This window comes from Actinomadura sp. CNU-125 (assembly GCF_001942465.1).
Classification (GTDB): domain Bacteria; phylum Actinomycetota; class Actinomycetes; order Streptosporangiales; family Streptosporangiaceae; genus Spirillospora.
The window spans coordinates 1-24,123 of sequence record NZ_MKJY01000589.1 but is presented as its reverse complement, the minus strand read 5'-3'; the positions used below and the strand labels follow the sequence as shown (position 1 = coordinate 24,123).

Annotated in this window: 21 protein-coding genes and 3 pseudogenes; 10 read left to right on the top strand and 14 right to left on the bottom strand. The window is 72.2% G+C overall.

Annotated elements, in window-relative coordinates; translation table 11 throughout:
* Positions 1-36: 36 nt before the first annotated feature.
* The 6 genes and pseudogenes from BJF79_RS47325 to BJF79_RS47310 all read right to left on the bottom strand — a co-directional run bounded on the left by BJF79_RS47325 (position 37) and on the right by BJF79_RS47310 (position 5,064).
* Positions 37-912 carry an ABC transporter permease gene (locus BJF79_RS47325; protein WP_075907160.1) on the bottom strand — a complete coding sequence of 292 codons (876 nt, stop codon included), beginning with the start codon at positions 910-912 and terminating at the stop codon, positions 37-39.
* Entirely contained in the window at positions 909-1,574 is a 666-nt protein-coding gene (locus BJF79_RS47320; RefSeq protein ID WP_262403607.1) for an ABC transporter permease, read from the bottom strand. The genes BJF79_RS47325 and BJF79_RS47320 overlap by 4 nt, the downstream gene beginning before the upstream one ends.
* A 73-nt stretch (positions 1,575-1,647) precedes the next feature.
* Positions 1,648-1,860: pseudogene (locus tag BJF79_RS68075) on the bottom strand (ABC transporter permease); the annotation flags it as partial.
* Positions 1,861-2,300: 440 nt separating this feature from the next.
* Entirely contained in the window at positions 2,301-2,828 is a 528-nt protein-coding gene (locus tag BJF79_RS64785) for an acyl-CoA reductase (RefSeq protein ID WP_262403606.1), read from the bottom strand.
* 68 nt (positions 2,829-2,896) lie between these two features.
* Positions 2,897-3,580, bottom strand: a pseudogene (locus BJF79_RS64780) (acyl-CoA reductase); the annotation flags it as partial.
* Between the two features lie 134 nt (positions 3,581-3,714).
* Positions 3,715-5,064, bottom strand: a complete 1,350-nt coding sequence (locus tag BJF79_RS47310; protein WP_075907159.1) for a hypothetical protein — start codon at positions 5,062-5,064, stop codon at positions 3,715-3,717.
* Between the two features lie 107 nt (positions 5,065-5,171).
* Between BJF79_RS47310 and BJF79_RS47305 the strand changes: the two genes are divergently transcribed.
* From BJF79_RS47305 to BJF79_RS64775, 5 genes are all read left to right on the top strand, one after another.
* A complete protein-coding gene (locus BJF79_RS47305) occupies positions 5,172-5,831 on the top strand; it encodes a helix-turn-helix domain-containing protein (protein WP_316043578.1) in 660 nt (219 codons plus the stop codon).
* A gap of 22 nt (positions 5,832-5,853) precedes the next feature.
* Positions 5,854-6,717: an SDR family NAD(P)-dependent oxidoreductase gene (locus tag BJF79_RS47300; RefSeq protein ID WP_075907158.1), complete on the top strand. Its 864-nt coding sequence runs from the start codon at positions 5,854-5,856 to the stop codon at positions 6,715-6,717.
* 40 nt (positions 6,718-6,757) lie between these two features.
* A complete protein-coding gene (locus BJF79_RS47295) occupies positions 6,758-7,333 on the top strand; it encodes a TetR/AcrR family transcriptional regulator (RefSeq protein WP_075907157.1) in 576 nt (191 codons plus the stop codon).
* Between the two features lie 74 nt (positions 7,334-7,407).
* The gene (locus tag BJF79_RS47290; protein ID WP_262403605.1) at positions 7,408-8,337 is read left to right on the top strand and encodes an MFS transporter; all 930 of its coding nucleotides are present in this window, start codon (positions 7,408-7,410) and stop codon (positions 8,335-8,337) included.
* Positions 8,292-8,588 carry a hypothetical protein gene (locus BJF79_RS64775; RefSeq protein WP_262403604.1) on the top strand — a complete coding sequence of 99 codons (297 nt, stop codon included), beginning with the start codon at positions 8,292-8,294 and terminating at the stop codon, positions 8,586-8,588. The genes BJF79_RS47290 and BJF79_RS64775 overlap by 46 nt, the downstream gene beginning before the upstream one ends.
* A 36-nt stretch (positions 8,589-8,624) precedes the next feature.
* Here the strand turns inward: BJF79_RS64775 and BJF79_RS47285 are convergent, their stop codons facing one another.
* From BJF79_RS47285 to BJF79_RS47275, 3 genes are all read right to left on the bottom strand, one after another.
* Entirely contained in the window at positions 8,625-10,691 is a 2,067-nt protein-coding gene (locus BJF79_RS47285) for a M6 family metalloprotease domain-containing protein (protein ID WP_075907156.1), read from the bottom strand.
* A gap of 124 nt (positions 10,692-10,815) precedes the next feature.
* Positions 10,816-11,298, bottom strand: a complete 483-nt coding sequence (gene rraA / locus BJF79_RS47280) for a ribonuclease E activity regulator RraA (RefSeq protein ID WP_075907155.1) — start codon at positions 11,296-11,298, stop codon at positions 10,816-10,818.
* A 10-nt stretch (positions 11,299-11,308) separates the two neighbouring features.
* The gene (locus BJF79_RS47275) at positions 11,309-11,803 is read right to left on the bottom strand and encodes an Lrp/AsnC family transcriptional regulator (RefSeq protein WP_075907154.1); all 495 of its coding nucleotides are present in this window, start codon (positions 11,801-11,803) and stop codon (positions 11,309-11,311) included.
* A gap of 182 nt (positions 11,804-11,985) precedes the next feature.
* Between BJF79_RS47275 and rocD the strand changes: the two genes are divergently transcribed.
* From rocD to BJF79_RS47255, 4 genes are all read left to right on the top strand, one after another.
* Complete coding sequence (gene rocD, locus BJF79_RS47270; protein WP_075907153.1) at positions 11,986-13,179, top strand: ornithine--oxo-acid transaminase; 1,194 nt, start codon at positions 11,986-11,988, stop codon at positions 13,177-13,179.
* A 179-nt stretch (positions 13,180-13,358) separates the two neighbouring features.
* A complete protein-coding gene (locus BJF79_RS47265; protein ID WP_083734780.1) occupies positions 13,359-14,405 on the top strand; it encodes an LCP family protein in 1,047 nt (348 codons plus the stop codon).
* Between the two features lie 134 nt (positions 14,406-14,539).
* On the top strand, positions 14,540-15,127 hold the full coding sequence (locus BJF79_RS47260) for a PadR family transcriptional regulator (RefSeq protein WP_075907167.1): 588 nt from the start codon (positions 14,540-14,542) through the stop codon (positions 15,125-15,127).
* Entirely contained in the window at positions 15,124-16,848 is a 1,725-nt protein-coding gene (locus tag BJF79_RS47255) for a DHA2 family efflux MFS transporter permease subunit (protein ID WP_262403603.1), read from the top strand. Before BJF79_RS47260 ends, BJF79_RS47255 begins: the two co-directional genes overlap by 4 nt.
* Here the strand turns inward: BJF79_RS47255 and BJF79_RS47250 are convergent.
* The 4 genes and pseudogenes from BJF79_RS47250 to BJF79_RS47235 all read right to left on the bottom strand — a co-directional run bounded on the left by BJF79_RS47250 (position 16,785) and on the right by BJF79_RS47235 (position 20,130).
* Positions 16,785-17,288 (bottom strand): flavin reductase family protein, encoded by a 504-nt coding sequence (locus BJF79_RS47250; RefSeq protein WP_262403602.1) that lies wholly within the window; start codon positions 17,286-17,288, stop codon positions 16,785-16,787. The genes BJF79_RS47255 and BJF79_RS47250 overlap by 64 nt on opposite strands.
* An 80-nt stretch (positions 17,289-17,368) precedes the next feature.
* Complete coding sequence (locus BJF79_RS47245) at positions 17,369-17,761, bottom strand: DUF6113 family protein (protein WP_075907152.1); 393 nt, start codon at positions 17,759-17,761, stop codon at positions 17,369-17,371.
* Between the two features lie 22 nt (positions 17,762-17,783).
* Positions 17,784-18,682, bottom strand: a pseudogene (gene mshB / locus BJF79_RS47240) (N-acetyl-1-D-myo-inositol-2-amino-2-deoxy-alpha-D-glucopyranoside deacetylase).
* Between the two features lie 161 nt (positions 18,683-18,843).
* Positions 18,844-20,130 carry a serine/threonine-protein kinase gene (locus BJF79_RS47235; protein WP_075907151.1) on the bottom strand — a complete coding sequence of 429 codons (1,287 nt, stop codon included), beginning with the start codon at positions 20,128-20,130 and terminating at the stop codon, positions 18,844-18,846.
* A gap of 176 nt (positions 20,131-20,306) precedes the next feature.
* On the opposite strand from BJF79_RS47235, the gene BJF79_RS47230 reads away from it, so the two are divergent.
* Positions 20,307-22,388 (top strand): S9 family peptidase, encoded by a 2,082-nt coding sequence (locus BJF79_RS47230; protein WP_075907150.1) that lies wholly within the window; start codon positions 20,307-20,309, stop codon positions 22,386-22,388.
* A 5-nt stretch (positions 22,389-22,393) separates the two neighbouring features.
* Here BJF79_RS47230 and BJF79_RS47225 read toward each other — a convergent pair.
* On the bottom strand, positions 22,394-24,123 hold a 1,730-nt coding region (locus tag BJF79_RS47225), incomplete at its 5' end, for an ABC transporter ATP-binding protein (protein WP_262403601.1).

Genomic DNA, 24,123 nt, shown 5'->3' with positions numbered 1-24,123 from the left:
ACCTCTTGTCGTCCGGGGGGCGGAACGGGCGGGCGGTCAGTCGTGCAGGGTCCGGTCGAACCGCCGCCGGAGGTGATCACCGGCCAGGTTCAGCGAGAACACGGTGAGGAAGATGACCAGTGCGGGCATGAGCACCATGTGCGGGGAGTCGGTGATGGCGTCCTTGCCGTCGTTGATCATGCCGCCCCAGCTCGGCGTGGGCGGCGGGATGCCCAGCCCGAGGAAGCTCAGCGACCCCTCCGCCACGATCAGCGCGGCCATCACGATCGGCAGGTACGCGCCGAGCGACGGCAGGACGTTGGGCAGGATCTCCTTCAGCAGGATCGGGCGGTGGCCCGCGCCCATGTTCCGCGCCGCCAGCACGAACTCCCGTGCGGACCAGGCCAGCGTGTTCGCCCGGGCCAGCCGGACGAACGTCGGGATCACCAGCAGCGTCAGGCCCATCATGAGGGTGCCCAGGCTGGGGGTGAGGATGGACGACAGCGCCATGAGCAGGATCAGCGGCGGGAACGCCAGCATCGCGTCGGTCAGCAGCCGCACCACCGCGTCCAGCCGTCCGCCGAAGTAGCCGGCGAGCATCCCGAGCAGGCCCCCGAAGAGGAACCCGATCATGCTGGCGCAGATGCCGACGACCAGCGAGACCTGCGCCCCGTGGACGGCCCGCGAGAAGATGGACCGGCCCAGGTAGTCCGTTCCCATCGACAGTTCGAGGGAGCCCCACTGCGGGCCCTGGTGCGGTGTGCCCACCGCGGTGATGTACGGCGCCAGCGGCAGCAGGCTCGCGAACAGCGCCATGCCGACCACCGTGACCAGCCAGGCGTACGCCAGGTAGACCAGCACGGATCGGGTTCTGCGCACCGGTGGGACGACCGGGAGCGCGAGGACGCCCGCGACGGCTCGTGTCTGCGTCACGCGGTGACCGCCTTCCTGACCCGGGGGTCGATCAATCGGTAGCTCAGGTCGACCACGGTGTTGATCGCGACGTAGACCACCGCGACGAACACCACCACGCCCTGCACCGTGATCAGGTCGCGGGAGATGATCGAACTCGTGAGCAGCTGGCCGAGGCCCGGCAGCAGGAACAGCGACTCGACGATCACCGTTCCGCCGACCAGCCGGCCGAGGTTGATCCCGGCCAGGGTGATCAGCGACATCGACGACGGCCGCAGCGCGTGCCGGAACATCACGTAGGACGGGCTCATGCCCTTGGCCCGCGCGGCCCCGACGAAGTCCTCCCGCAGCGTTCCGATCAGGTCCTCGCGCAGGATGCGGTGGAAGGCCGCGATCTCGATCAGCGCGATGGAGACCGCGGGCAGGAGGGCACCGTGCAGGTTCGCGGCCAGGCCCTCACCGACGTCCGTCCAGCCGATCACGGGGAACCAGCCGAGCTGCAGCGCGAGCAGGTAGATCAGCACCGGCCCGGCGATGAACGCCGGCACGGACAGGAACACCGACGACACCACGTTGATGGCACGGTCCACGGCGCTCCCCGGCCGGACCGCGGAGGCGACGGCCATCAGCACCGAGACGGCCAGCGCGATGAGCAGCGCCATCGCGGCCAGTTGCAGGGTCACCGGCAGCCGGTCCGATCGCCTCGGTCACCGGCTGGTTGGTGATGGGGGAAGTGCCCAGATCTCCCCGCACGGCATTGCCGAGCCAATCCAGATATTGGGCCCAGAAGGGTTCGTTGAGGCCGAGTTTCTCCTCCAGCGCGGCGATCGATTCCGGCGTCGCGTCCTCGCCGAGAATGACCGACGCGACGGAACCGGGGGCGAGGCTCATCAGCCCCACCACGGCGAGGCTGACCAGGAGCACCACGAGGAGACTTCGACCGATCCGGACAGCGACGGTGAGCAGCATGCGGCTCGCCTTCCTGGAGCGCTCTGTCGAGCGAACAGCGATCCAGCGCCGTACCCGCGAAAGGCTCGGCGCGGACGGTTCCGGCGGCGGGGTTAGGGGCTCCACCGACCGGCCCATCAGCGAGAACGTTACTTTCGCCACACGATAAAGACAAGCATCAATTGCGAGAATGCCGATCCACTATTGGCGTCGCGACGGCAGTACTCGACGGAGGCGCCGACAATGGGCATGCCGATGACCGGCATGATGCATCACCGAAGTGAGAATGCGACAACGAGAACGTCATTTACGTTTTATGTCGCCGAATCCGGTGCGGCGGCCCCGTGCACGGCACGGCACCGCACCGACGGATCGGCGCGGCGCGGAGGCGCGCCGATCCGTGCGCTCTGGCGGACCCGCGTCCGGCCCGCGCTCACGCGGGCCGGCCCGTCCGCTCACCGTCAGCCGGGCACGGTGCCGTCCTCGTGCGCCATCCAGTGGACGAAACGGTGCAGCGGATACATCGCGTCGTGCGGGTTGCCGATGGTGCCGGGGCCCGCCTCGCCCAGCCGGACGACGCGTTGCGCGCCGCACGCGGCGAGGCGGTCGCGGTAGTCGGCCGTCCGGTCGAAGGGGTAGAAGCCGATCGTCTGCGTCGCGACGTTGACGTGCTGCACGGCCTGGTCGAGGGAGTCGACCCGGACGACGTTGACGACCTTGTTGATCGGGTGGAAGTCGACGGGTTCGTCGGAACGGATCACCAGACCCTTGCCGTCGGTCCTGCCCCAGACGCGGAACTCGTCGTCGAGCAGCGCCAGCGCGTCGATCTGCTCGCGCATGTCCCGGTCGAGCGGACGGGCGTCGCCGGAGGCGGCCGCCTTCTCGGCGACGTGCGCGTGCAGCCGTTCGCAGAAGCGGTCGGCGCCCGCCTGATCCGCTTCGAGGTAGACGAAGCGGCTCGCGACGCACGCCTCCTGGTTGAGGACCATGACGTCGGACGCGGCGAGCGAGGCGGCGGCGTCGAGCGTCGCGTCGACGCGAGCGCCTCGCGGCCGACCATCGAGATCGAGGTCTTGGGGTCGAAGGAGATCAACTGGAAGCCGGGGCCGAGGTACTTGATCACGTTGTTGATCGCGTCGCCGCCGCCCCAGGCGACGATCTTGTCGAAGTACTGCGGCCGGTACAGGACCCGCTCGACCGCGTCGTCGCCGCCGCGCCAGTAGACCGCCGACATCGACTTCACGATCGGGTGGCCGGGATCGATGTCGGCCATCGTCCGCAGGATCGCGACCGTGGTGAACGGGTCGCTGGACGACATCTTGAACAGGTTGACGGCCTTGACGAGCGCGCCCTGGGCGATCGACTTCACCGCGACGCCCGGGGAGTTGCCGGGCAGCACGTGGATCAGCCGGGGCGCGAAGGCCCGCACGAAGCTCTTGCGTCCGGTGAAGTCCTGCTTGGGGACCCACCCGTCCAGGGCCGCGGGGTCGGGGAAGTTCTGCTCGACGACCGTTCGCAGCAGCCGCGCGTCGAGGTAGGCGGTGGCGGAGGCGAACTGGGCCTCCAGCACCGGACGCGGCAGGACGTGCGTGGCCGACATGCGGTCGACGCAGTCGCGGACGAACGGGTTCCCGGGGTCGCGGACGCGCTCGCCGGTCTCGACGAGGAAGTCGATGATCTCCGCGACCGGGACGTTCAGCAGGGGCGGCACCTCGGCGCGCGGATGGACCAGGCCGTCCATGGCGATGCGCGGCGTCGCGAACGCGACGCCGAGGTCGCGGGAGCGGTGGGTGGCGTCGTCGCCCTCGACGAGCTCGCCGCGCTGGAAGAACGGCGCGGAGACGGCGTCGGCCCGCGGTCGCGTGTCGGTCGTGGTCATGACAGGCCCCTGACGTAGGCGTCGACGGTGCCCGCGCACCCGATCTTGTCGTCGCCGGTGAGGTCGGCGTAGCGGACGATGTCGTTGCGGATCGACGGTCCCCTGTTGCCGCAGGCGCAGCGGTCGAGGTCGAGGGCGATCTTGTCGCCGGTGATGATCCCGCCCCAGCGTCCGTCGAGCGAGAGGTCGAAGAAGGCGGCGCGGCCCTCGATCTCGCCGCTCTCGTGCGGCAGCAGGGCGTCGCCCGTCTCGTCCAGGACGAACGGGACGAGCCACGGCGACACGTGGTAGCGGCCGCCCTCGCGGCACTTGGGCATGCCGGAGTTGAGCTCCTGCATGGAGTAGTTCTGGAAGTCCCGCTCGGGTGGGATGTTGAACGTCTGGTGGACGTACTCCTGGTAGTCCGGCGGGAGCTGCGCGCGCTTGAGCCCGCCGCCGACGTAGACGCAGTTGTCGGGGTGGAAGTGCTCGGCCGAGTAGCCCAGGTCGCGGACCGCCTTGGCGACCTGGTAGAGGCTGCTCCACATCCCCGCGATGTAGAGCTTCTCCTCCCGGTGCCGGACGAGCGCTTCCGCGACGGCGAGCACCGACGCGTCCAGCGCCTCCTGACGTTCGCGGGAGGTCCGCTCGAAGTCGGCGAGCTCATCGGGCAGCGCGGTGCCGTCGGCGATCTTCTTGCGGAGCACGACCATCTTGGTCAGCGAGCCGATGGTGATGGGCGCGAGCGGCGGGCGGAAGCGCTCCCTGGCCGGATCCCCGAAGGCCGCCTCCTGGGCCTCGGCGATGATCAGGTTCTTGGGGACGGCGGCGGTGGCGCCGAGCCCGAACATCCGGCGGTCCCGGTCCGGGCGCACGCCCGACCCCCACGAGAAGACGTTGACGGTGTCCTTGCGCGACCAGTCCATGTCGCGCTCCGAGGCGAGCAGCATCGCGGACTTGCCGGTCGTGCCGCTGGAACACGACACGTAGTGCCCGGCGGCCTGCAGCCGCGCGACCCAGTCGTCGATGCCGTCGATACCGGACGTGTCGATCGGGGCGATCGGGTACGGCGAGACCGTGCCGAGCCACTTGCCGAGCCGGTCCCAGCGCTCCTCGATGAGGAAGCTCTCGGGGTAGCTCTTGTAGGCGGTGTGCGGGAACAGCAGCGGCACCATGTCGGCGCGGTCGCGGATCTCGGCCGTCCCCGCCTCCTCGGCGCGGCGCGCCAGCAGCCTGATCCTGTCCTTGCGCTCCCGGAAGCGTTCGTCGAGCGCCGCGCGCTGCACTTCGCGCAGGTCGGCGTGGGAGTGGTCGAAGCGGTCCGGCGCGTCGACCAGGCGCACCAGTTTTTCCACGGCAGAGCTCACCGGGCATCCTTCCCCGAGGCCGGTGAGACGGCCTCGAAAAAAATAGCAACTCGGACGTATCATTAACGCGAGACAGGCCCGGATGCAAGCGACGGTTTCGAGGAGGACTGCATGACCGGCGTCAGGCCGCCGGCCCGCCGCGGGGCCGGGAGACCCACCCGCGAGCAGGCGAGGCGCGCCATGAGGAGCTGCTCGACACCGCGCTCGACCTGTTCCTGGAGCACGGCTACGAGCTGGCGACGATCGAGATGATCGCCGCCCGCGTCGCCATGACGAAACGCACGATCTACGCGCGCTATCCCGAGAAGTCCGCGCTGTTCCTCGCCGCCGTGCTGCGCGCCATCGAGCGGCAGGCCGTGCCGCGGGAGGCGCTGGAGGAACTCGAAGAGCGCGCCGGCGGCGACCTCGCCGCGACGCTGAAGGCGGTGGCCCGGCTGCGGATCGGCCAGGTGATGACACCGGACGGGCTGCGCCTGCAACGCGTCATCAACACCGAGAGCTACCGCTTCCCGGAGATCTTCGTCGCCGGTTTCGAGCTGAACACCGCGATGGTGGTCGGCTTCGTCGCGGATCTCCTCGATCGCGCGGCGGCCGCGGGACGGATCGTCCCCACCAACTCCGACCAGGCCGCGCGCGCCTTCATGAGCATGGTGGTCGGCAGCCAGGTGCGCAGCATCGTGGCGGGCCGCCCGCCGGACCCGGGCAAGCTCGACGAGCGGGTCGGCTTCGCCGTCGACCTGCTGCTCAACGGCCTGCGGCCGCGCTGAACACGAGAGAGAGGCGGAGGCGTTGACCTTCGATGCGAACCGGCCGGTCACGGTCGTCACCGGGGCCAGCTCGGGAATCGGCAGAGCGACCGCCCGGGCGCTGCTGGAGCGGGGCCGCCAGGTGGTCGGCGTCGGCCGCGATCCGCGCCGCTGCGCCGACGCCGAGCGGGAACTCGCGGGCGTCGGCGCGTTCGCGATGGTGCGCGGCGACTTCACCCTGATGGCCGAGGTCGAGCGGGTGGCCGCCGCGATCCGCGAACTCGCGCCGCGCATCGACGTCCTGATCAACAACGCGGGCGGCGTCCGCGACCGCCGGATCGTCACCGCCGAGGGGACGGAGGCCACGTTCGCCGCCAACCATCTCGCCACGTTCCTGCTGACCCGGGAGCTGATGCCGGTGCTGCGGACGAGCGCGGCGGACCGGCCGCCCGCGTCGGTGCGGGTGATCACCGTCTCGTCGAGCGCCCACCGCGTCGGCACGGGGCTGGACTGGGACGACCTGCAGAGCCTCGGGAAGTTCCACACCGCCGTCGCGTACGGCCGCGCGAAGCTCGCCGGGATCCTGTTCACCCGCGAACTGGCGCGGCGGGCGGCCCCGGACGGGATCGTCGCGCAGGCGATGCATCCCGGCCGGGTCGCCACCAACTTCGCCTCCCACGGGGACGCCGCCATGCGGGAGCACATGGCGGCGGCCGACACCGTCCCGCCCGGCGAGCCGGCCGACACGCTCGTCTGGCTGGCCACCGATCCCGAGGGCGGACGCGACGCCGGTCGCTACTTCCACCGCAGGGCGGAGGAGACGCCCGCCGACGCCGCGCGCGACGACGTCGCCGCTGCCCGTCTCTGGACCGAGAGCGAGAAGCTGCTGGCCCGGCTCGGCTTCTAGTTTTGGATTAGACGATCCAAAACGTGTTACGCTCCGGCCCATGGCCAGACCGCGGAAGTTCGACGAGGGCCGGGCCGTCGACGCGGCGATGCGGGCGTTCTGGACGGCCGGGTACGACGGGACGTCGACGCAGGAGCTGTGCGACGCCACGGGACTCGGGCGCAGCAGCATCTACAACACGTTCGAGAGCAAGCACGAGCTGTTCTGCAAGGCCCTCGCCCGGTACATGGAACTCCGGACGGGTTCCCTCATCGAACTGCTGGAGGACCCCGGACGTCCGGTGCGGGAGCGGCTCCGGGAGGTGCTCGCGGGGGCCGCGGAGCCCGCCGGCGAGGACCCGCTGGGGTGCTTCGTCGTGAACACGATGGTGGAACTCTCCCCGCGCGACCCGGAGATCGCCGGGCTGATCGACCGGGACCAGCGGCGGCGGCTCGACGCGCTGCGGGCGGCGATCGAGACCGGGCGGGCGGCCGGGGAGATCGACGCGGGCAAGGACGCGGAGACGCTCGCGCGGTTCGTCGTGTCCACGGTCACCGGGATGCGGGTCACCGCGCGCGGCGGCGCCGACCGGACGGTGCTGCGGGCCATCGCCGATACGGCGATGGCCGCGATCTGACGACGGCGGCCGGGACCGGCCGCCGTTTTTTCCGCCCGAGTTTTGAACTGTTCATTTCAAAAAGGAGGACGGTCATGCGACCGGCCGTTTACGTGCTGGGTGCGGCGATCTTCGCGCAGGGGACGTCGGAAATGATGCTCGCCGGGCTGCTGCCCGGCATGGCGGACGACCTCGGGGTGTCGGTCCCGGACGCGGGGCTGCTGATCTCGGCGTTCGCCATCGGGATGCTGGTGGGGGCGCCGGTGCTGGCGATCGCGACGCTGCGCTGGCCGCACCGCCGCGCGTTGCTGGCGTTCCTCGCGGTGTTCGCGGTCGCGCACGTGGTGGGCGCGCTGACGCCCGGGTACTGGGTGCTGTTCGGAACGCGGGTCGTGGGCGCGTTCGTCTACGCGGGCTTCTGGGCGGTGGCGGCGGCGACCGCCCTGGACCTGGTCCCGGAGAACGCGCGGGGACGGGCGATGAGCGTCGTCGCGGGCGGGCTGACGATCGCGACGATCGTGGGGCTGCCCGCCGGGACGGTCCTCGGCCAGCAGTTCGGGTGGCGCGCGGCGTTCTGGGCCGTCGCGCTGATGTCGGTCGCCGCGATGGCCGCCGTGGCCGCGACGATCCCGGCCGGACGGTCCGCCGGTGCGGCCCCGCGCGTCCGCGAGCAGGTGCGCGCGCTGCGCGTCCCCCGGGTGTGGCTCGCGTTCGCGACGACGTCGCTGGCCACGGGCGGGCTGCTGGTCACGTTCGGCTACCTGGGCGCGATGCTGGAGGAGACGACCGGGATCGCGGCGGCGTGGGTGCCCGGGGTGCTCGCCCTCTACGGGGCCGGTGCGCTGATCGGGATCACCGTCGGCGGGCGAACGGCGGACGCGCGGACCCTCCCGACCCTGTACGCGGGGTTCGGCGGGCTCGTGGTCGTGTCGGTGGCCCTGGCGCTGCTGCTGGAGTCGGCGGCGCGACGGCGGTGCTGGTGTTCCTGCTGGGCCTGGTCGGGTTCGCGACGAACCCGGCGCTGAACACGCGGGCGTTCGGGCTGGTGGACGGCGCGACGACGCTGGTCGCGGCGGGGAACGTCGTCGCGTTCAACGTCGGGATCACCGTGGGCCCGTGGCTGGGCGGCCTCGCGATCGGCGCGGGCAGCGGGTACGCGTCCACGGCGTGGATCGGCGCGGGCCTGGGCGTCCTCGCGATGGGCGCGGTCGCGCTGGGGCAGGTCCGGCGCCGCGCGCCCGCGGTGGAGGCGGAGCGGGTCCCGGCGGAAGCCTGAGCCGGAGGACGGCGGGCCCGGGGAGGGAAGGACGCGTCAGGGAAGGCGGCACGTCCCGGTGTCGGACGCGGCCGGGTCGCTCTCGGACGTGCCGGTCAGGCGGAGCTTCGCCTTGCGCTCGGCGTCCGGGCCGGGCTTGGCCCACACCTCGACCCACGTGCTGTGCCGGACGGTCGCGGTGGCGAGCGTGTTCGGCAGCCGCACCCGCCAGCCGTCGCCGTCCACCTCGGCCTTCAGCCGGAACACGTCGGAACCGTGGTGGCCGGTGCCGCCCTTGCCCTTGTTGTGCACCTCCATCGTGCACTTCAGCCAGCCCCCGGCCTCGCGGCTCGCGTTCCCGGAGTCGACCTTGACGCCGCGCCGCTGCGGGCCCGGACCGTCGAGGGAGCGGATCCCGACCGTGTACGACAGGACGCCGTCGTCGTCGCGTTCGAGGTCGAGGACGTAGAAGTGCAGGCGGTTCGCCTCGTCGACGTACTCGTACTCGCTGCCGGAGTCCGTGCCCGCGTGGAAGAGCGCGTCCGAGAGCTGCCGGTAGTCGCCGATCGTCATCATCTGCTTCGTCCCGTCGGGGAGGACGAAGTCGACCTTGTCGATGTCCTGCGGGTTCGCGTCCTGCACCCAGATGAACGGGGAGTCGTCCTCGTTCTTGGTCTTGGCGAGCAGGACCCCGGAGTCGGGGGTGAAGGAGTCCATGCCCATCCGGTCGACGACCTCGACGGTGTAGTTGTCGTAGCCGCCGCCGTCGCACATCGGATCGGTTCCGGTGTCGCAGCCGGGGCTCTTGTCGCCGTCGTCACCGAACTTCAGGTTGATGCCCGCGAGGGCGTTCTCGCCCGGTTCGGCGGCACGTGCGGTGATCTTCGCGACGACCATGCCCCGTGCGGCGAGCGCGTCCCGGTCGATCTGCAGCACCTTCGACGCGTCCACGATGCCCAGTTCGAGCTTGTTGCGCAGCATGTGCTGCGCGCCCATGGACGCGCCGGTCGCCGGAATCGTCCAGCGGGCGTGCGGGCCGCCCGGCCCGTTGAAGCTGCCGCGGCTCAGCATGTCCCACGGGCCGCTGAACGCGCGGCGCGGCGGATCGCCGTACGGGTTGTTGTAGTTGTCGCCGATGCCCAGGATGTGGCTGAACTCGTGCGCGAACACGCCCATGCCCGAACTCTCCGCCTGCGTGGAGCTGCCCCGGGTGGCGTTCGGCCAGATCGTCGAGCCCGCCTGCCAGGACGTCCAGGGGATGTAGCGGGTGTCGACCCAGTTCGGCAGCTTCGGATCGCCCGAGCCCCACACGTCCGGCACCTGCTCCTTTGTGCCGAACTTCATCTCGCCGAACTCCTGCCACGTGCTGCTCTCGTCCTGGCCGGCGCTGAGGAAGAACACGAAGTCGAACTGCGCCGCCGTCTCCTCGCCGACGTCGGCGACCCACGCGGCGCGGGCGTCCGTACGCAGGTCACGGTTGCAGGTGTCGCCCTCGGGGCAGCCGTTGCCCTTCTGCATCCGGTCGTCGATGCCGTACTCGTGGTCCTTGGCGGGCATCCGGTAGGCGCCGAAGGCGGTCAGGTCGACCCCGTACCGGCCGCCGGAGTCCTCCATCCAGTACTCGTGGAGGGTGTGGCCGTGGTTGAGGTCCTGCGGCTTGTTGAGGAAGTCCTCGTAGAACTGCGCGACGTCCTCGCGCGGTACGTCGCCGACCAGGTTCGGGTTGCCGAAGACGGACGAGTTCTTCGGCTGCGTCACGACGAACGGCTGGTTCGCGTAGTCGACGAGGACGACCGCGCCCTTGAAGTTCTCGACCGAGCCGTCGCGGGACGGGTCGGCCCACGAGGTCCCGGGGACGGACGCGTAGTCGTCCCAGGTCATCGTGTCGGGGAGCTCGTAGTTCTGCGGGTCGACGGCCCGCGGGCCGCCGCCCGCCGCGAACGTCCGCGGGGACGGTTCGGGCCGCTGCCACGGCTGCGTCCGCGGCCAGTGGCGCTGCTGCCAGGGGTTCACGGACGCGTCGGGACCGGGGGCGCGGGGCTGCGCCGCGGCGGGCGCGGCCGCGAGACCCGCGAGCAGCAGCGCCGCCGCGGCGGGCACCACGAGAGCGTTCTTGGCGCGCATGTCTCTCCTGTCGCAGGGGGTTACTGCGAAGGTAAGGACGCGCGGTTCGCCGGTCCTATGGAGGACTTAGACGATCTTGAACGGCCCGTGCTGGCAGGTCACGCCAGCACGTCACGCCAGCACGTCACGCCAGGACGTTCCGGGCGGCGACGACGATGCCGTCCTCGTCGCTGTAGAGCCAGTCGCCGGGCCGGAACTCCACGCCGCCGAACGTCACCGGGACGTCGACGTCCCCGGCGGCGTCCTTGGCGCTCTTGCGCGGGTTCGAGCCGAGCGCCTTCGCGCCGAGGTCGAGGCCGCGCAGCGCGGCGACGTCGCGCACCGCGCCGTTGATCACCACGCCCGCCCAGCCGTTCCGCACGGCGGCGGCCGCGATCATGTCGCCCAGCAGCGCGGACGCGAGCGAGGCGCCGCCGTCCACCACCAGCACCCGGCCGTCGCCGGGGGTGTTGAGCAGCTTCTTCACGAGGCCGTTGTCGCGGTCGCAGCGGACGGTCGAGACCGGCCCGGCGAACCGCGCGCGTCCCCCGTACTGGCGGAACTGCGTCTCGCAGCTGCGCAACTCGGCCCCGAAGTCGTCGATGAGGTCGGCGGTGGCGAACTCCATGCCCGGCAGCCTACTGTCCGGTAACCGCCTGTGTCCCGGCAGGGTCCGGACGGCCGGACGGCGCGTCGAACGGGTGCCCGATCAGCCGCGACAGGACGATCGACGTCTTCGTCGCCGTGATGTTGTCCTCGCGGCGGAGCCGTTCGAGGGCCTGCTCCAAGTGCTGGATGTCGCGGGCGCGCACGTGGACGAGCGCGCTCGCGTCCCCGCTGATCGTGTAGGCCGCGACGACCTCGGGGTGGCCGCGGACGCTGGAGTGGATCTCCTCCGGGGACGTCGCGCCGGTGCAGAAGATCTCGATGAACGCCTCGGTGGTCCAGCCGACGGCGGCCGGGTCGACGACGGCCGCGAAGCCGGTGATGACGCCGTCCGCGCGCAGCCGGTCCACGCGCCGCTTCACCGCCGGCGCGGACAGCCCGACCCGGTCGCCGATCTGCGCGTAGGACGCGCGGCCGTCCTCCAGGAGGCGCGCAACGATTCGCCGGTCGATCTCGTCAAGACGCAACAAACAACACCCCCCGAGTCGGTTTTCGTCATTGGTCGACGGTTCATCCCGAACATACGCTGGGAATCGGGCCGTCGGCCACCCGTCCCGTCCGGCCCGTCCCCCTCGGCACCGGGCCGTCCGCCCGGTGTCCAGCATCGCCCCGGCCCGACCGGCCGGGGCCGAGCCGCCGAAGGAGCGTCGTGACGCCGACCGAGAAGCTGCGGGCGATGTCCGAGGAGCACAGCGCCCACAACTACCACCCGCTGCCGATCGTGCTGGCGGACGGCGAGGGCGCGTGGGTCACCGACGTCGAGGGCCGCCGCTACCTGGACATGCTGGCCGCCTACTCCGCCGTCAACTTCGGGCACCGCAACCCGCGCCTCACCGAGGCCGTGCGGCGGCAGCTCGACCGGGTGACGCTCGTCAGCCGCGCCTTCGACCACGACCAGTTCGGCCCGTTCGTCACGGAACTGGCCGAGTTGTGCGGCAAGGACATGGTGCTGCCGATGAACAGCGGCGCCGAGGCCGTCGAGACGGCGCTGAAGACCGCCCGCAAGTGGGGGTACGAGGTCCGGGGCGTCCCGGCCGACCGCGCGAACATCATCACCTTCGAGGGCAACTTCCACGGCCGGACGACCACGATCATCAGCTTCTCGACCGACCCGGACGCCCGCGACTCCTACGGCCCGTACACGCCCGGTTTCCGGACCGTCCCGTACGGCGACGCCGACGCCCTCAAGGCCGCGATGGACGACGACACCGTCGCGGTGCTGATCGAGCCGATCCAGGGCGAGGCGGGCGTGAACGTCCCGCCGAGCGGGTTCCTGCGGACGGTGCGGGAGCTGTGCACCGCGAACGGCTCGCTGCTGATCGCCGACGAGATCCAGTCGGGGCTCGGCCGCACCGGCACCACGTTCGCGGTCGAGCACGAGGGCGTCGTCCCGGACGTCTACGTGCTGGGCAAGGCGCTCGGCGGCGGCATCATGCCGGTGTCGGCGGTCGTCGCGGACGCGGGCGTCCTCGGCGTGTTCAAGCCCGGCCAGCACGGCTCGACGTTCGGCGGCAACCCGGTCGCGTGCGCGATCGGCCGCGAGGTCGTCGCGATGCTGCGGACGGGCGAGTTCCAGGAACGCTCCAGGACGCTCGGCGCGCACCTGCACGAGCGGCTCGGCGGGCTGCCCGGCGACGTCGTCCGCGAGGTGCGCGGGCGCGGCCTGTGGGCGGGCGTCGAGCTGCACGGGAAGGCGCGGCCGGTCAGCGAGCGGCTGATGGGGCTCGGCGTCCTCGCCAAGGAGACCCACGACACCACGCTCCGGCTGGCGCCGCCGCTGGTCATCGAGCGCACCGACCTCGACTGGGCGCTCGACCAGCTGGAGATCGCGCTCAAGGGCTGACGGCGCGCCGCCCGCCGGCCAAGCCCCCTCGAACCGGGTCGTCGCCGGTCAACGGCGCCCGGCGGCAACCCATGGGCTCCTTTGAACATGCCCATCGGAAACGCCCGGATGGGCAAAGAGTCGGCTAGCGCCCGCCTGTCGTGTCGGCGCGCGCGCGGCGGCGGGACGACGGTGGAACCATGCAGCCCACGCCGCCCCAGCACGACACCCCTGCGCAGGGAACCCTCCAGCCGGACGCCACAGGCGTCAAGGGCCGCAGCCCGCGCGAGCGGCGGCGACGCCGGATCCTGCTCGGCGTCGGCGGCGCGGCGCTCGCCCTCGTGCTGACCGTCGTCGGCGGCGCGTACGCGCTGCAGCGCTCCTACAACGGGCAGGTCGAGCGGGTCGAGGGCGCGCTGCCGACGGCGGGCGACCGTCCGGCGGGCACCGGGCACGGCGAGAACTGGATGCTCATCGGCTCCGACCGGCGCGCCGACATCCCGTCGATGGGCGCCCGCGCGGACGCGCTCATGATCGTCCATCTGGCGGAGAGCGGCGACCGGGTGTCGGTGGTGGCGATCCCGCGCGACAGCTGGGTGCCGATCCCCGGGCACGGCACGGACAAGATCAACGCGGCGTTCTCCTACGGCGGGCCGCGGCTGCTGATCCGCACGGTGGAGCAGCTGACCGGCGTCCGGATCGACCACTACGCGGCGCTGGACTTCGGCGGCTTCGTGGAGATGACGGACGCGCTCGGCGGCGTGACCGTCACGATCACCGAGGACACCTACGACCCCAAGCACGAACGGTCGTGGCAGGCGGGGACGCAGCACCTCGACGGGGTCCAGGCCCTCGACTTCGTCCGGCAGCGGGTGAACCTGCCCAACGGCGACCTGGACCGGATCAAGCGCCAGCAGGCGTTCCTGGAGGCCCTCGCGGGCAAGGCGCTCGACACCCGCAACCCGATCAAGATCGACCGGTTCATCCGCGCCGTGACCGGCTCGGTGACGGTGGACGAGACGGTGACCGCGGCCACGCTGCGCAAGCTCGCGACGCGGCTGCTGGACGTCTCCCTGCTGGAGTACGTCACGACGCCCGTCGACCGTCCGGCGGCCAGGGGGAAGCAGAGCGTCATCCTGCTCGACCACGCCGGGGCGGCGACGCTGTTCGAGGCCGTCCGCGAGGACCGGATCGGCCAGTACGTGTCGAACCACGGCGGGGCGAACACGGTCGACGCCGTCCGCTGAGCCGCACGGCTGCGGCGCACGGCTCGCCCCGGACCACATCCGGACATGTCGGCTTCCTGAAACCGTCGACAAGATCCTCTGCGGTGGATTAGTCTGAGCAAACTAATCCAGACGAACCAATGAGGCTCCCGATCATGTCCAAACCGCTCACGCTGCCGGCGCTGACCGTGCTGCGCATGCTGTGCGACGGGCCCATGCACCCGTACGAGATGCAGCAGCGCATCCGCGTCTGCCATTACGACCACGCCGTCAAGATCACACCGGGCTCGCTCTACCACACCGTCGACCGGCTGTCGGTCGCCGGGCTGGTCGAGCCGCTCGAAACGTCCCGCGAGGGCCGCCGCCCCGAACGCACCGTCTACGCCGTCACCACCGCCGGACGGGACGCCGCGCACAACCGGCTCGCGGAGCTGTTCGCCAAACCGGACGAGGACTTCCCCCCGTTCGGCACCGCGCTGGCGTTCGCGAACCTGCTGCCGCCCGCCGAGGTCGCGCGGCTGCTGAGCAGCCGGACCATCGCCCTGGAGGCGCGGCTCGCCGCGAACCAGACCGCCTACGAGGCGCTGCGCAAGAACGGCCTGGAGCGCTACAAACTGCTCGACCAGGAACTGACGATCACGCGGGCACGCGCCGAACTGGACCACACCCGCGCGCTCCTCGACGACCTGGAATCCGGCCGGATCACCTGGACCGACTCCGACGCGACGAGGGAGACCGAATGAGCAGGTGGCGCGGCAACCCGTGGGCGATCCTGCTCACCCTGTCCCTCGGCTTCTTCATGACGCTGCTCGACCTGACGATCGTGAACATCGCGATCCCGAGCATGACCGAGAAGCTCGACGCCTCACTCGACCAGATCCTCTGGATCGTCAACGCCTACATCCTGGTGCTGGCCGTGCTGCTGATCAGCGGCGGCAGGCTCGGCGACCTGTGGGGCAAGAAGAACCTGTTCATCGCCGGTGTCGCGCTGTTCACACTGGCCAGCCTGGTCTGCGGGATCGCGCAGGATCCGGCGCAGCTGATCGCCGCGCGCGCCGTGCAGGGCCTCGGCGCCGCACTGCTGATGCCGCAGACGATGTCGATCATCATCAACGTGTTCCCGCCGGACCGGCGCGGCGCCGCACTCGGCATCTGGGGCGCGGTCGCCGGGGTCTCCACGATCGCCGGACCGACCATCGGCGGCCTGCTGGTCACCAGCTTCGACTGGCGGTGGATCTTCTTCGTCAACCTGCCGATCGGCATCCTGGTGCTGGCGATGGCGATCCCGATCCTGCCGTCGCACACCGCGGGCGTCCGGCACCGGTTCGACGTCCCGGGCGTGCTGCTGGCGTCCGCCGCGCTGTTCTGCCTCGTGTTCGGGCTCACCGAGGGCGAGAAGTTCGGGTGGGACGCGCGGATCTGGGGGCTGCTCGCCGCCGGGGCCGTCCTGTTCGCCGTGTTCGCCGTGCACCAGCGGGGACGGCAGGACCGCGAGCCGCTCGTCCCGTTCTCGCTGTTCCGCGACCGCAACTTCAGCATCCTGACCCTGGTCGGCGCGGCCGTGTCCATCGGCATGATCGGCATGGTGCTGCCGCTGACAATCTACATGCAGTCCGTCCTCGGGTTCAGCGCGCTGAAGGCCGGGCTCGTGATGGCGCCGTCGTCGGTCGTGTCGATGTTCCTCGCCCCGCTCGCGGGACGGCTGTCGGACCGCTTCGGCGGCAAGTTCATCCTCATGTCCGGCCTCACCCTGTACGCGATCGGCATGCTGTGGACGGTGTCCATCGCCGACGTCGGCACCGACTGGACGTCGTTCATCGCGCCGCTCGTCATCGTCGGGCTCGGCATCGGCTGCGTGTTCGCGCCGATGGCGACCGAGGCGACGCGCAATGTCCCGCCGCACCTGGCGGCGCCGCGTCCGGCGTCAACAACACCGTCCGGCAGGTCGGGTCGGTGCTCGGCGCCGCGGCCGTCGGCGCCGTCCTGCAGAACCGGCTCGCCGCCTCCCTCCAGGAGGAGGCCGTGCGGCGCGCCGGGGAACTGCCGCCGGCGCCCGCGCCGGGTTCGTCGACGGGTTCGCGAACGCCGCCGAGGGCGGCCTGGAGATCGGCGCGGGCCAGACCGGCGCGCCCCAGCAACTGCCCGCGGACGTCCCGCCGGACGTCGCCCACCGCGTGCAGGACCTCGCCGCGCAGGTGTTCGGGCACGGGTTCGTCGACGCGATGTTCCCCACGATGGCGCTGCCCATCGCGGTGATGCTGCTGGCCGCCGCGTCCTGCTTCGGCGTCAAGCGCCACCGGCGGCCCGCCGTGCCCGGCGCCGGACCCGCCGGCGACGCGCCGGCGGCCGACGCCGTCCCGGCCGGTCAGCCCAAGGCCCGGTAGGCGCCCGCGTAGAAGATCAGCGACGCCCGTCCGGATCCGGGACGTCCAGCCCGACGACCTCGCCGACCACGATGGTGTGATCACCGCCGTCGTGGACGGCGTGGGTCCGGCACTCGACCGCCGCCACGGCCCGCGACAGGATCGGCACGCCCGTCGCGGGCCCGCGCGTGTGCGCCCAGCCGCGCAACTGCCCGTCCAGCAGCCGTCCCCGCGTCGCGAACCACTGCGACGCGTCCCGCATGTCCTCGGGAAGCACCGACACCGCCCACCGGCCCGTCGCCAGCACCACGTCGTGGAACCGGCCGGTCCGTTCCGCGCAGAACATCACCAGCGGCGGGTCCAGCGACACCGACGTGAACGCGTTCACGGTCATCGCGTGGTCGGCGCCGTCGTCCGACACCGTCGTGACGATCGCCACGCCGGTCGCGAACCGGCCCATCACACCCCGGAACAGCGTCGAATCGACGCCTTGTCCGTGTTCGTCCTCTACCTGTTCGCCGTCCGCATGTTCGCCGCCCACAGTGTCGGCACCCTACCCGCGGGTACGGGCGGCGCCCCTCAGCAGCCACTGCCCGGACCGTCCGGACGCCGGGACGCGCATCACCCCGAGCACCGCCGCCACCAGGCCCCCGATGATGTACACGTATAACCCGCGATCGTCGCGGGGACCACCAGATCGCCCTCGGGCCGCTGCAGCGACATCACGAACACCACGACCAGCCACAGGAACGCGGGGATCACCGCGCCGGTCCGTCCGCCCATCCCCCAGCCCGCCAGCCGCACCAGCAGGAACAGCACCACGACCAGGACGATCGACGCGAGCGGGACCCCGCGGACCGTCCAGTCCTGGACGAACGAGCCGACGAGCCCGTACACCGCGCCGAGCGCGGCGAGCATCACGTACGCCAGCGCCGACACGACCGCCTCGGCGGGACTCTCGACCTCGGTCTCGTCGTTCCGGGTGACGTCGCTCTCGATGCCGTCGCTCTTCACGGGCGTCAGCGTATCCAGCCGATCAGCCCGCCGCGTCCGCGAGCCCGGCGAACAGGTCCCGCTCCCGGCGGCCCGGGCCGAGCGGCCCCGGCTCGCCCGCCTGCAGGATGAAGTACTCCGTGCCGAACGCCTGCTGCCCCAGATTGTTCGACAGCGCGAAGAACGGCCCCACCTGCTCGGGGGCCACCACGATCTGCGTCCGGTGCGCGCGCAGCGCCGCGAGCTTCGCCGGCAGGTGCGCCCGCGCGTCCACGACCGTCGTGACCTGGTCGTCCGGGACGCCCGAGCCCAGCTCGTCGAGACCCGCGACCCGCGCGAACGGCAGCCGCGCCTCCCGCATCACCGCGATCGCCCGCGCCAGGACGGTGCGCGGCGTCGCGTACGCGTAGAACTTCGCGGCCGCCCACGGCTCCGCACCGTCCTCGTGCGCCGGGTCGGCCGCCAGCTCGACGCCCGCGACGCCACCCGGTGCGCCTGGATGTGGTCCGGATGGCCGTAGTTGCCGCGCTCGTCGTAGGTGACGATCACGTGCGGCCGGACCTCCCGGACGACCTTCGCCAGTTCGGCGCCCGCCACGTCGACGTCCGCGCGCCAGAAGCTGCGCGGGTGGTCGTTGGCCGCGGTCCCCATCATCCCCGAGTCGCGCCAGCGGCCGGGGCCGCCCAGATACCGGTGATCGACCACGCCGAGGGCCGCGCACGCCTCCGCGAGTTCCCCGATCCGGTACTCGCCGAGGCGATCCTCCTTGTCGGGCGCCAGGTGGCGCAGCTCGTCCGGGATCACCTCGCCCTCCTCGCCGAGGGTGCAGGTGACGAGACAGACGTGGGCGCCCTCGGCGGCGTATTTGGCCATGGTCGCCCCGGTCCCGATGGACTCGTCGTCCGGATGGGCGTGGACGAACAGGATCCGCGGCTCCTTCATGGGTAACGAGCCTACTCAGCCCGCGGCCGACCGGCGATGACCGCCCTCCCCCGGACCCTGATTCCATCGATCCGTCACCCGATGGTGATCTCGAACCGATACAAATGCCCCCGCCCGGTACGAACCGGACGGGGGGCATCGAACGCCGTGGGGCCGCGAGGTCAGGGCGTGGGCGGCGCTTCGGTCGTCGGGGGCGCCTCGGTGGTGGGCTCGTCGGTGATGGTGGGCTCGTCCGACGTCGGCTCCTCGGTGGTCGGGGCCTCCGTCACCTCCGAGGTCTCCGGCTGCACCGGGAGGTTCGACTCGTTGTCGCCGCCGCCGCGGCTCGCCATGAAGACGCCCACGATGACGGCGAGCATCGCGATGACGGCGACGCCCGCGATGATCGGGGCCTTGGAGCGGCGCTCCGGCTCGAAGTCGTCGTAGTCGTCGTAGCGGGGGCCGCCGCGGTGCGCGCCGGTGTAGCCGCGCGCGGGCGGGAGGGAGCCGTCGAAGTCGGCGGGCGAGACGCGGTGGGTCTGGCCGCCCATGGCGCCCATGCCCGCGGCGCCCATGCCGGCGGCGAGGGTGGAGCCCGCGTCGAGCATCGACGTGGCCTGCGCCGGGTCGTCCATGCGGGTCTGCCCGGCCGCGGCCGCCGGGGCGTTCGGGTTCGCGCCGATGAGGGTCATCATCAGCTGCTGCGCCGTCGGGCGCTGCGTGGGCTCCTTGGCCAGGCACGCGGAGATCATCGGGTGCAGGTCCTGCGGGACGCCCTCCAGCGACGGGGGCTCGTGCATGACCCGGTTGATGACCGCGACGACCGTGTCGTCGCCGAACGGGGGGCGCCCGGTCGCGGCGAACACCATCGTGGTGGCCCACGCCCAGACGTCCACGGCCTCGGTGAGGGTCGCGCCCGCGACCTGCTCGGGGGCCATGTAGGACGGGGTGCCGATCGCCTTCGTGGCGTTCGTCTGGCCGGTGTCGAGGGCCCGCGCGATACCGAAGTCGATCACGCGCGGACCGTCCGGCGCCATGATGACGTTGTGCGGCTTGAAGTCGCGGTGCACGATCCCGGCCTGGTGGATCGCGGTGAGCGCCGTGAGCGTGCCGATCGCGAGCCGCTCCAGCGCGGCGCCGGTGATCGGGCCGCTCTCGGTCACCTGCTTGTACAGGGCCGGACCCGGTACGTACTCACTGGCGATGTAGGGCTGGTCGCCCGCGACATCGGCCTCCAGGACCTGCGCGGTGCAGAACCGCGCGACCTGCTTGGCGGCCTGCGCCTCCCGGACGAACCGGTTCCGGGCCGAGGCGTCCGCGGCCAGGTCGGTCCGCAGGAGCTTGATCGCGGCCTGGCTTCCGGAGGCGTCGACGCCGAGGTAGACGACCCCCTGGCCGCCCTCGCCGAGGCGTTGGACCACCTCGTACGAGCCCAGCCGCCGGGGATCCCCCGGCTGCAGCTCCGACATTGACCTCTCCTCACCGCCCGCGACGACAACAAGTGCTTGGGGAAGCTTTGAGCTTACGCGAGCGCGGACCCGGGCATGGGTCGTTAACCGCCCACGAGGCGACGACCCGTGATCATAGGGGTGCGCGGGGCCCGCGCGCCGTCTTTCCAACGATCGGGCTGGCAGACTCGATTCCCATGAGCATCAGCTATCCGCGGCAGAGCGCCCGCACCCGACGCTTCTCCCTCGGCGTCCCGCGCGCCTTCCAGATCGCGCCGGACGGGACGCGCGTGGTCTTCCTGCGCACCCGTGCGGGCGACGACCCGGTCACCTGCCTGTGGACGCTCGACGTGGCGACCGGCGAGGAACGGCTCGTCGCCGACCCCGCCGCGCTGGACGTGCCCGGCGAGGAGGACCTGCCCGCCGAGGAGCGCGCGCGCCGGGAAAGGGCCCGTGAGCAGGCCGGGGGCATCGTCGGGTACGCCACCGACCGGGACGTCCGGCAGGCGGTGTTCACGCTCGGCGGACAGTTGCACGTCGCCGATCTGGACAGCGGCGAGGTGCGGGAACTGCCCGCGACGACGCCGGTGTTCGACCCGCGGCCCGACCCCGCCGGACGGCGCGTCGCGTACGTTTCGGGACGCACCCTGCGGGTGATCGAGATGGACGGGAGTGACGACCGCGCGCTCGTCCGGCCGGAGACCGAGCAGGTGTCGTACGGGCTCGCGGAGTTCGTCGCGGCGGAGGAGATGGGCCGGATGCGCGGCCACTGGTGGTCGCCGGACGGCGGCACGGTGCTGGCCGCGCGGGTGGACGAGACGCCGGTGCAGCGCTGGCACATCGCCGATCCCGCGAACCCGGACACCACCCCCGCGGAGATCGCCTATCCGGCCGCCGGGACGCCGAACGCGCTGGTCTCGCTGGTGCTGCTGAAGGTGGACGGCGGGCGGCTCGCGGTCGCGTGGGACCGCGGCGAGTTCCCGTACGTGGTGAACGCGGCGTGGGACCGGCACGGGCTGCTGATCGTCGTGCAGCCGCGCGACCAGCGGTCCCAGCGGGTGCTGCGGGTCGACCCGTCCAACGGGGAGACCTCGCTGCTGCACAACGAGCACGACCCGGTGTGGACGGAGATCGTGCCGGGGCTGCCCGCCCGGACCGGCGCGGGCGACCTGGTGTGGGTCACCGAGGACCGGGCGGCCGACACGCGCCGGATCACGGTCGGCGGCGAGCCGGTGACGCCGGAGGGGCTGCAGGTGCGGTCCGTGCTGGGGGTGGAGGGCGACTCGATCCTGTTCACCGGATCGGAGGAGCCGACCGAGGTCCACCTGTACTCGCTCGACGGCGGCGATGTGACGAAAATCACAGAAGGTCAGGGGGTTTTCGGGGGTGTTCGCTCCGGTTCGGTGACGGTCGTGACGGGCGCGCGGCTCGACCGTCCGGGGTCGGAGATCGAGGTTCGCGGCCCCGCCGGGACGCACCCGATCGTGTCGTACGCCGAGACGCCGGTCATCACGCCGCGGGTCGAACTGATCCGCGCCGGGGACCGGGAGATCCGCACCGCGATCCTGCTGCCGACCGGATGGGAACCCGGCCACGGCCGCCTGCCCGTCCTGATGGACCCCTACGGCGGCCCGCACGCGCAACGCGTCCTGGCCGTTCAGCGTGCGTACTGCGAGGCGCAGTGGCTCGCCGACCAGGGCTTCGCCGTCGTCGTCGCGGACGGCCGCGGCACGCCCGGCCGCGGCCCCGCCTGGGAGCGCGCGGTGCGCGGCGACTTCGTCGAGCCCGTCCTCGAAGACCAGATCGCCGCGCTGATCGAGGCGGCGCGGCTGCACCCGGCCGCGCTCGACCTCGACCGGGTGGGCGTCCGCGGCTGGTCGTTCGGCGGCTGGCTCGCCGGACTCGCCGTCCTGAAGCGCCCGGACGTCTTCCACGCGGGCGTCGCGGGCGCGCCCGTCACCGACTGGCGCCTCTACGACACCCACTACACCGAGCGGTACCTCGGCCACCCCGACGAGGAGCCGGAGAACTACGCGGCGAACTCCCTGGTCGAGATGGCCGGGAAGCTGGAACGCCCGCTGATGATCATCCATGGGCTCGCGGACGACAACGTCGTCGCGGCGCACACGCTGCGGCTGTCGTCCGCGCTCCTGGCGGCGGGCCGCCCGCACACGGTGCTCCCCCTGTCGGGCGTCACGCACATGACCCCGCAGGAGGTCGTCGCGGAAAACCTCCTGCACCTGCAGGTCGACTGGCTCAAGAAGGCCCTGGCGAGGTAAAGCGCTCAGGACCGGTGCCAGGACGCCCACAGTGCGGCGTACGAGCCGCCTTGGGCGAGCAGCTCCTCGTGGGTTCCGAGCTCGGTGATGCGACCGTCCTCCACCACCGCGACACGATCGGCGTCGTGCGCGGTGTGGAGGCGGTGCGCGATCGCCACGACCGTCCGGCCGTCCAGCGCGGCGGCCAGCGAACGCTCCAGCCGCCGCGCGGCGCGCGGGTCGAGCAGCGACGTCGCCTCGTCCAGGACGAGCGTGTGCGGGTCGGCGAGCACCAGCCGGGCGAGCGCGAGCTGCTGCGCCTGCGCCGGGGACGGCGTCGCGCCGCCCGCGCCGACCTCGTCGTCCAGGTCCGGGCCGTCCCACTCGACGGCCGCCAGGACGCGCCGGAGGTCGTCGTCGGACGCGTCCGGCCGGGCCATCACGAGGTTGTCGCGGAGCGTGCCGCGGAACACGTGCTGCTCCTGCGTGACCAGCGCGACGTGCCCCCGCAGGTCGTCCAGCGGCAGCCCGACCAGCGGGACGCCGCCGACCGCGACCTCGCCGCCGCCGGGCCCGTCGATCCCGGCGAGCAGCCGGCCCAGCGTCGACTTCCCCGCGCCGCTCGGCCCGACCACCGCGAGCCGCTCCCCCGGCCGCAGTTCGAGGTCCACGCCGTGCAGGACGTCCCGTCCGTCCCGGTACGCGTACCGGACGTCGCGGGCGGCGAGCCGCTCGCCGTCCGGGACGCGGCCGTCCGGCACCCGGTCCGGCGGGACGCCGCCCACGCCCAGCACCCGCGCCAGCGACGCGCCGCCGAGCTGCAGCTCGTCCAGCCAGGCCAGCAGCGTCTCCACCGGCCCGCTCAGCTGCTGCACGTACAGCGTCGCCGCCGTGACCTGCGCGAGCGACGCGTGCCCGCCGATGTACAGCAGGCCGCCGCCGAGCAGGGTCGCCGCGACCGGCAGCACGAACGCGAACTCGATCACCGGGAACAGCACGGTGCGCAGCCGCAGCGTGTACCGCTCGACCTCGAACGCCGCGCGGATGTCGGCGTCCCCCCGCTCCCGCCGCCGCTCCCCCAGCCCCAGCGACTCGACCGTCCGCGCCCCGTGCACGGTCTCGGCCAGCCCATCGGTGATCCGCGCGTACGCCGCGTTCTCCCGCAGGTACCCCGCGTGGGCGCGCGGCAGGTACCAGCGCGTCACGCCCCACAGGATCGGGACCGACACCAGGCACGGCAGCGCGACCAGCGGACCGTTCAGCAGCAGCGCCCCGACCGTCAGGCCCCCGACCACGACGGCGATCAGCGTCTCCGGCATCGCGTACCGGACGGACGTCGCGAGCGTGTCGACGTCCCGCGACGCACGCGTCACGAGGTCGCCGGTGCCCGCGCGCTCCACCGTCGACAGCGGCAGCCGCAGCACCCGCCGGACGAACTCCTCGCGCAGCAGCGCGAGGACCCGCTCGCCGAGCTTCGCCGACTGCAGGTGCGCGTACCGTCGCAGCACCCCCTGGACGATCACGAACACGGCGATCGCGATCCCCGCGGTGTTCACGTCGGCGCGCCCGTCCGCGACGTCCTCCACGAGGTCGCCCAGCAGCCGCGGCGCGACCAGCCCGGCGGCGGCCGCGAGCCCGTGCAGCGCGAGCGCCCCCGCCAGCGCCCGCGGATACCGCAGCACCAGCCGACGCGCGTACGCCCGCACCTGCGCAGGCGACGCGACCGGCAGAATCTCCGAGCTCAAGGCCCCACCCC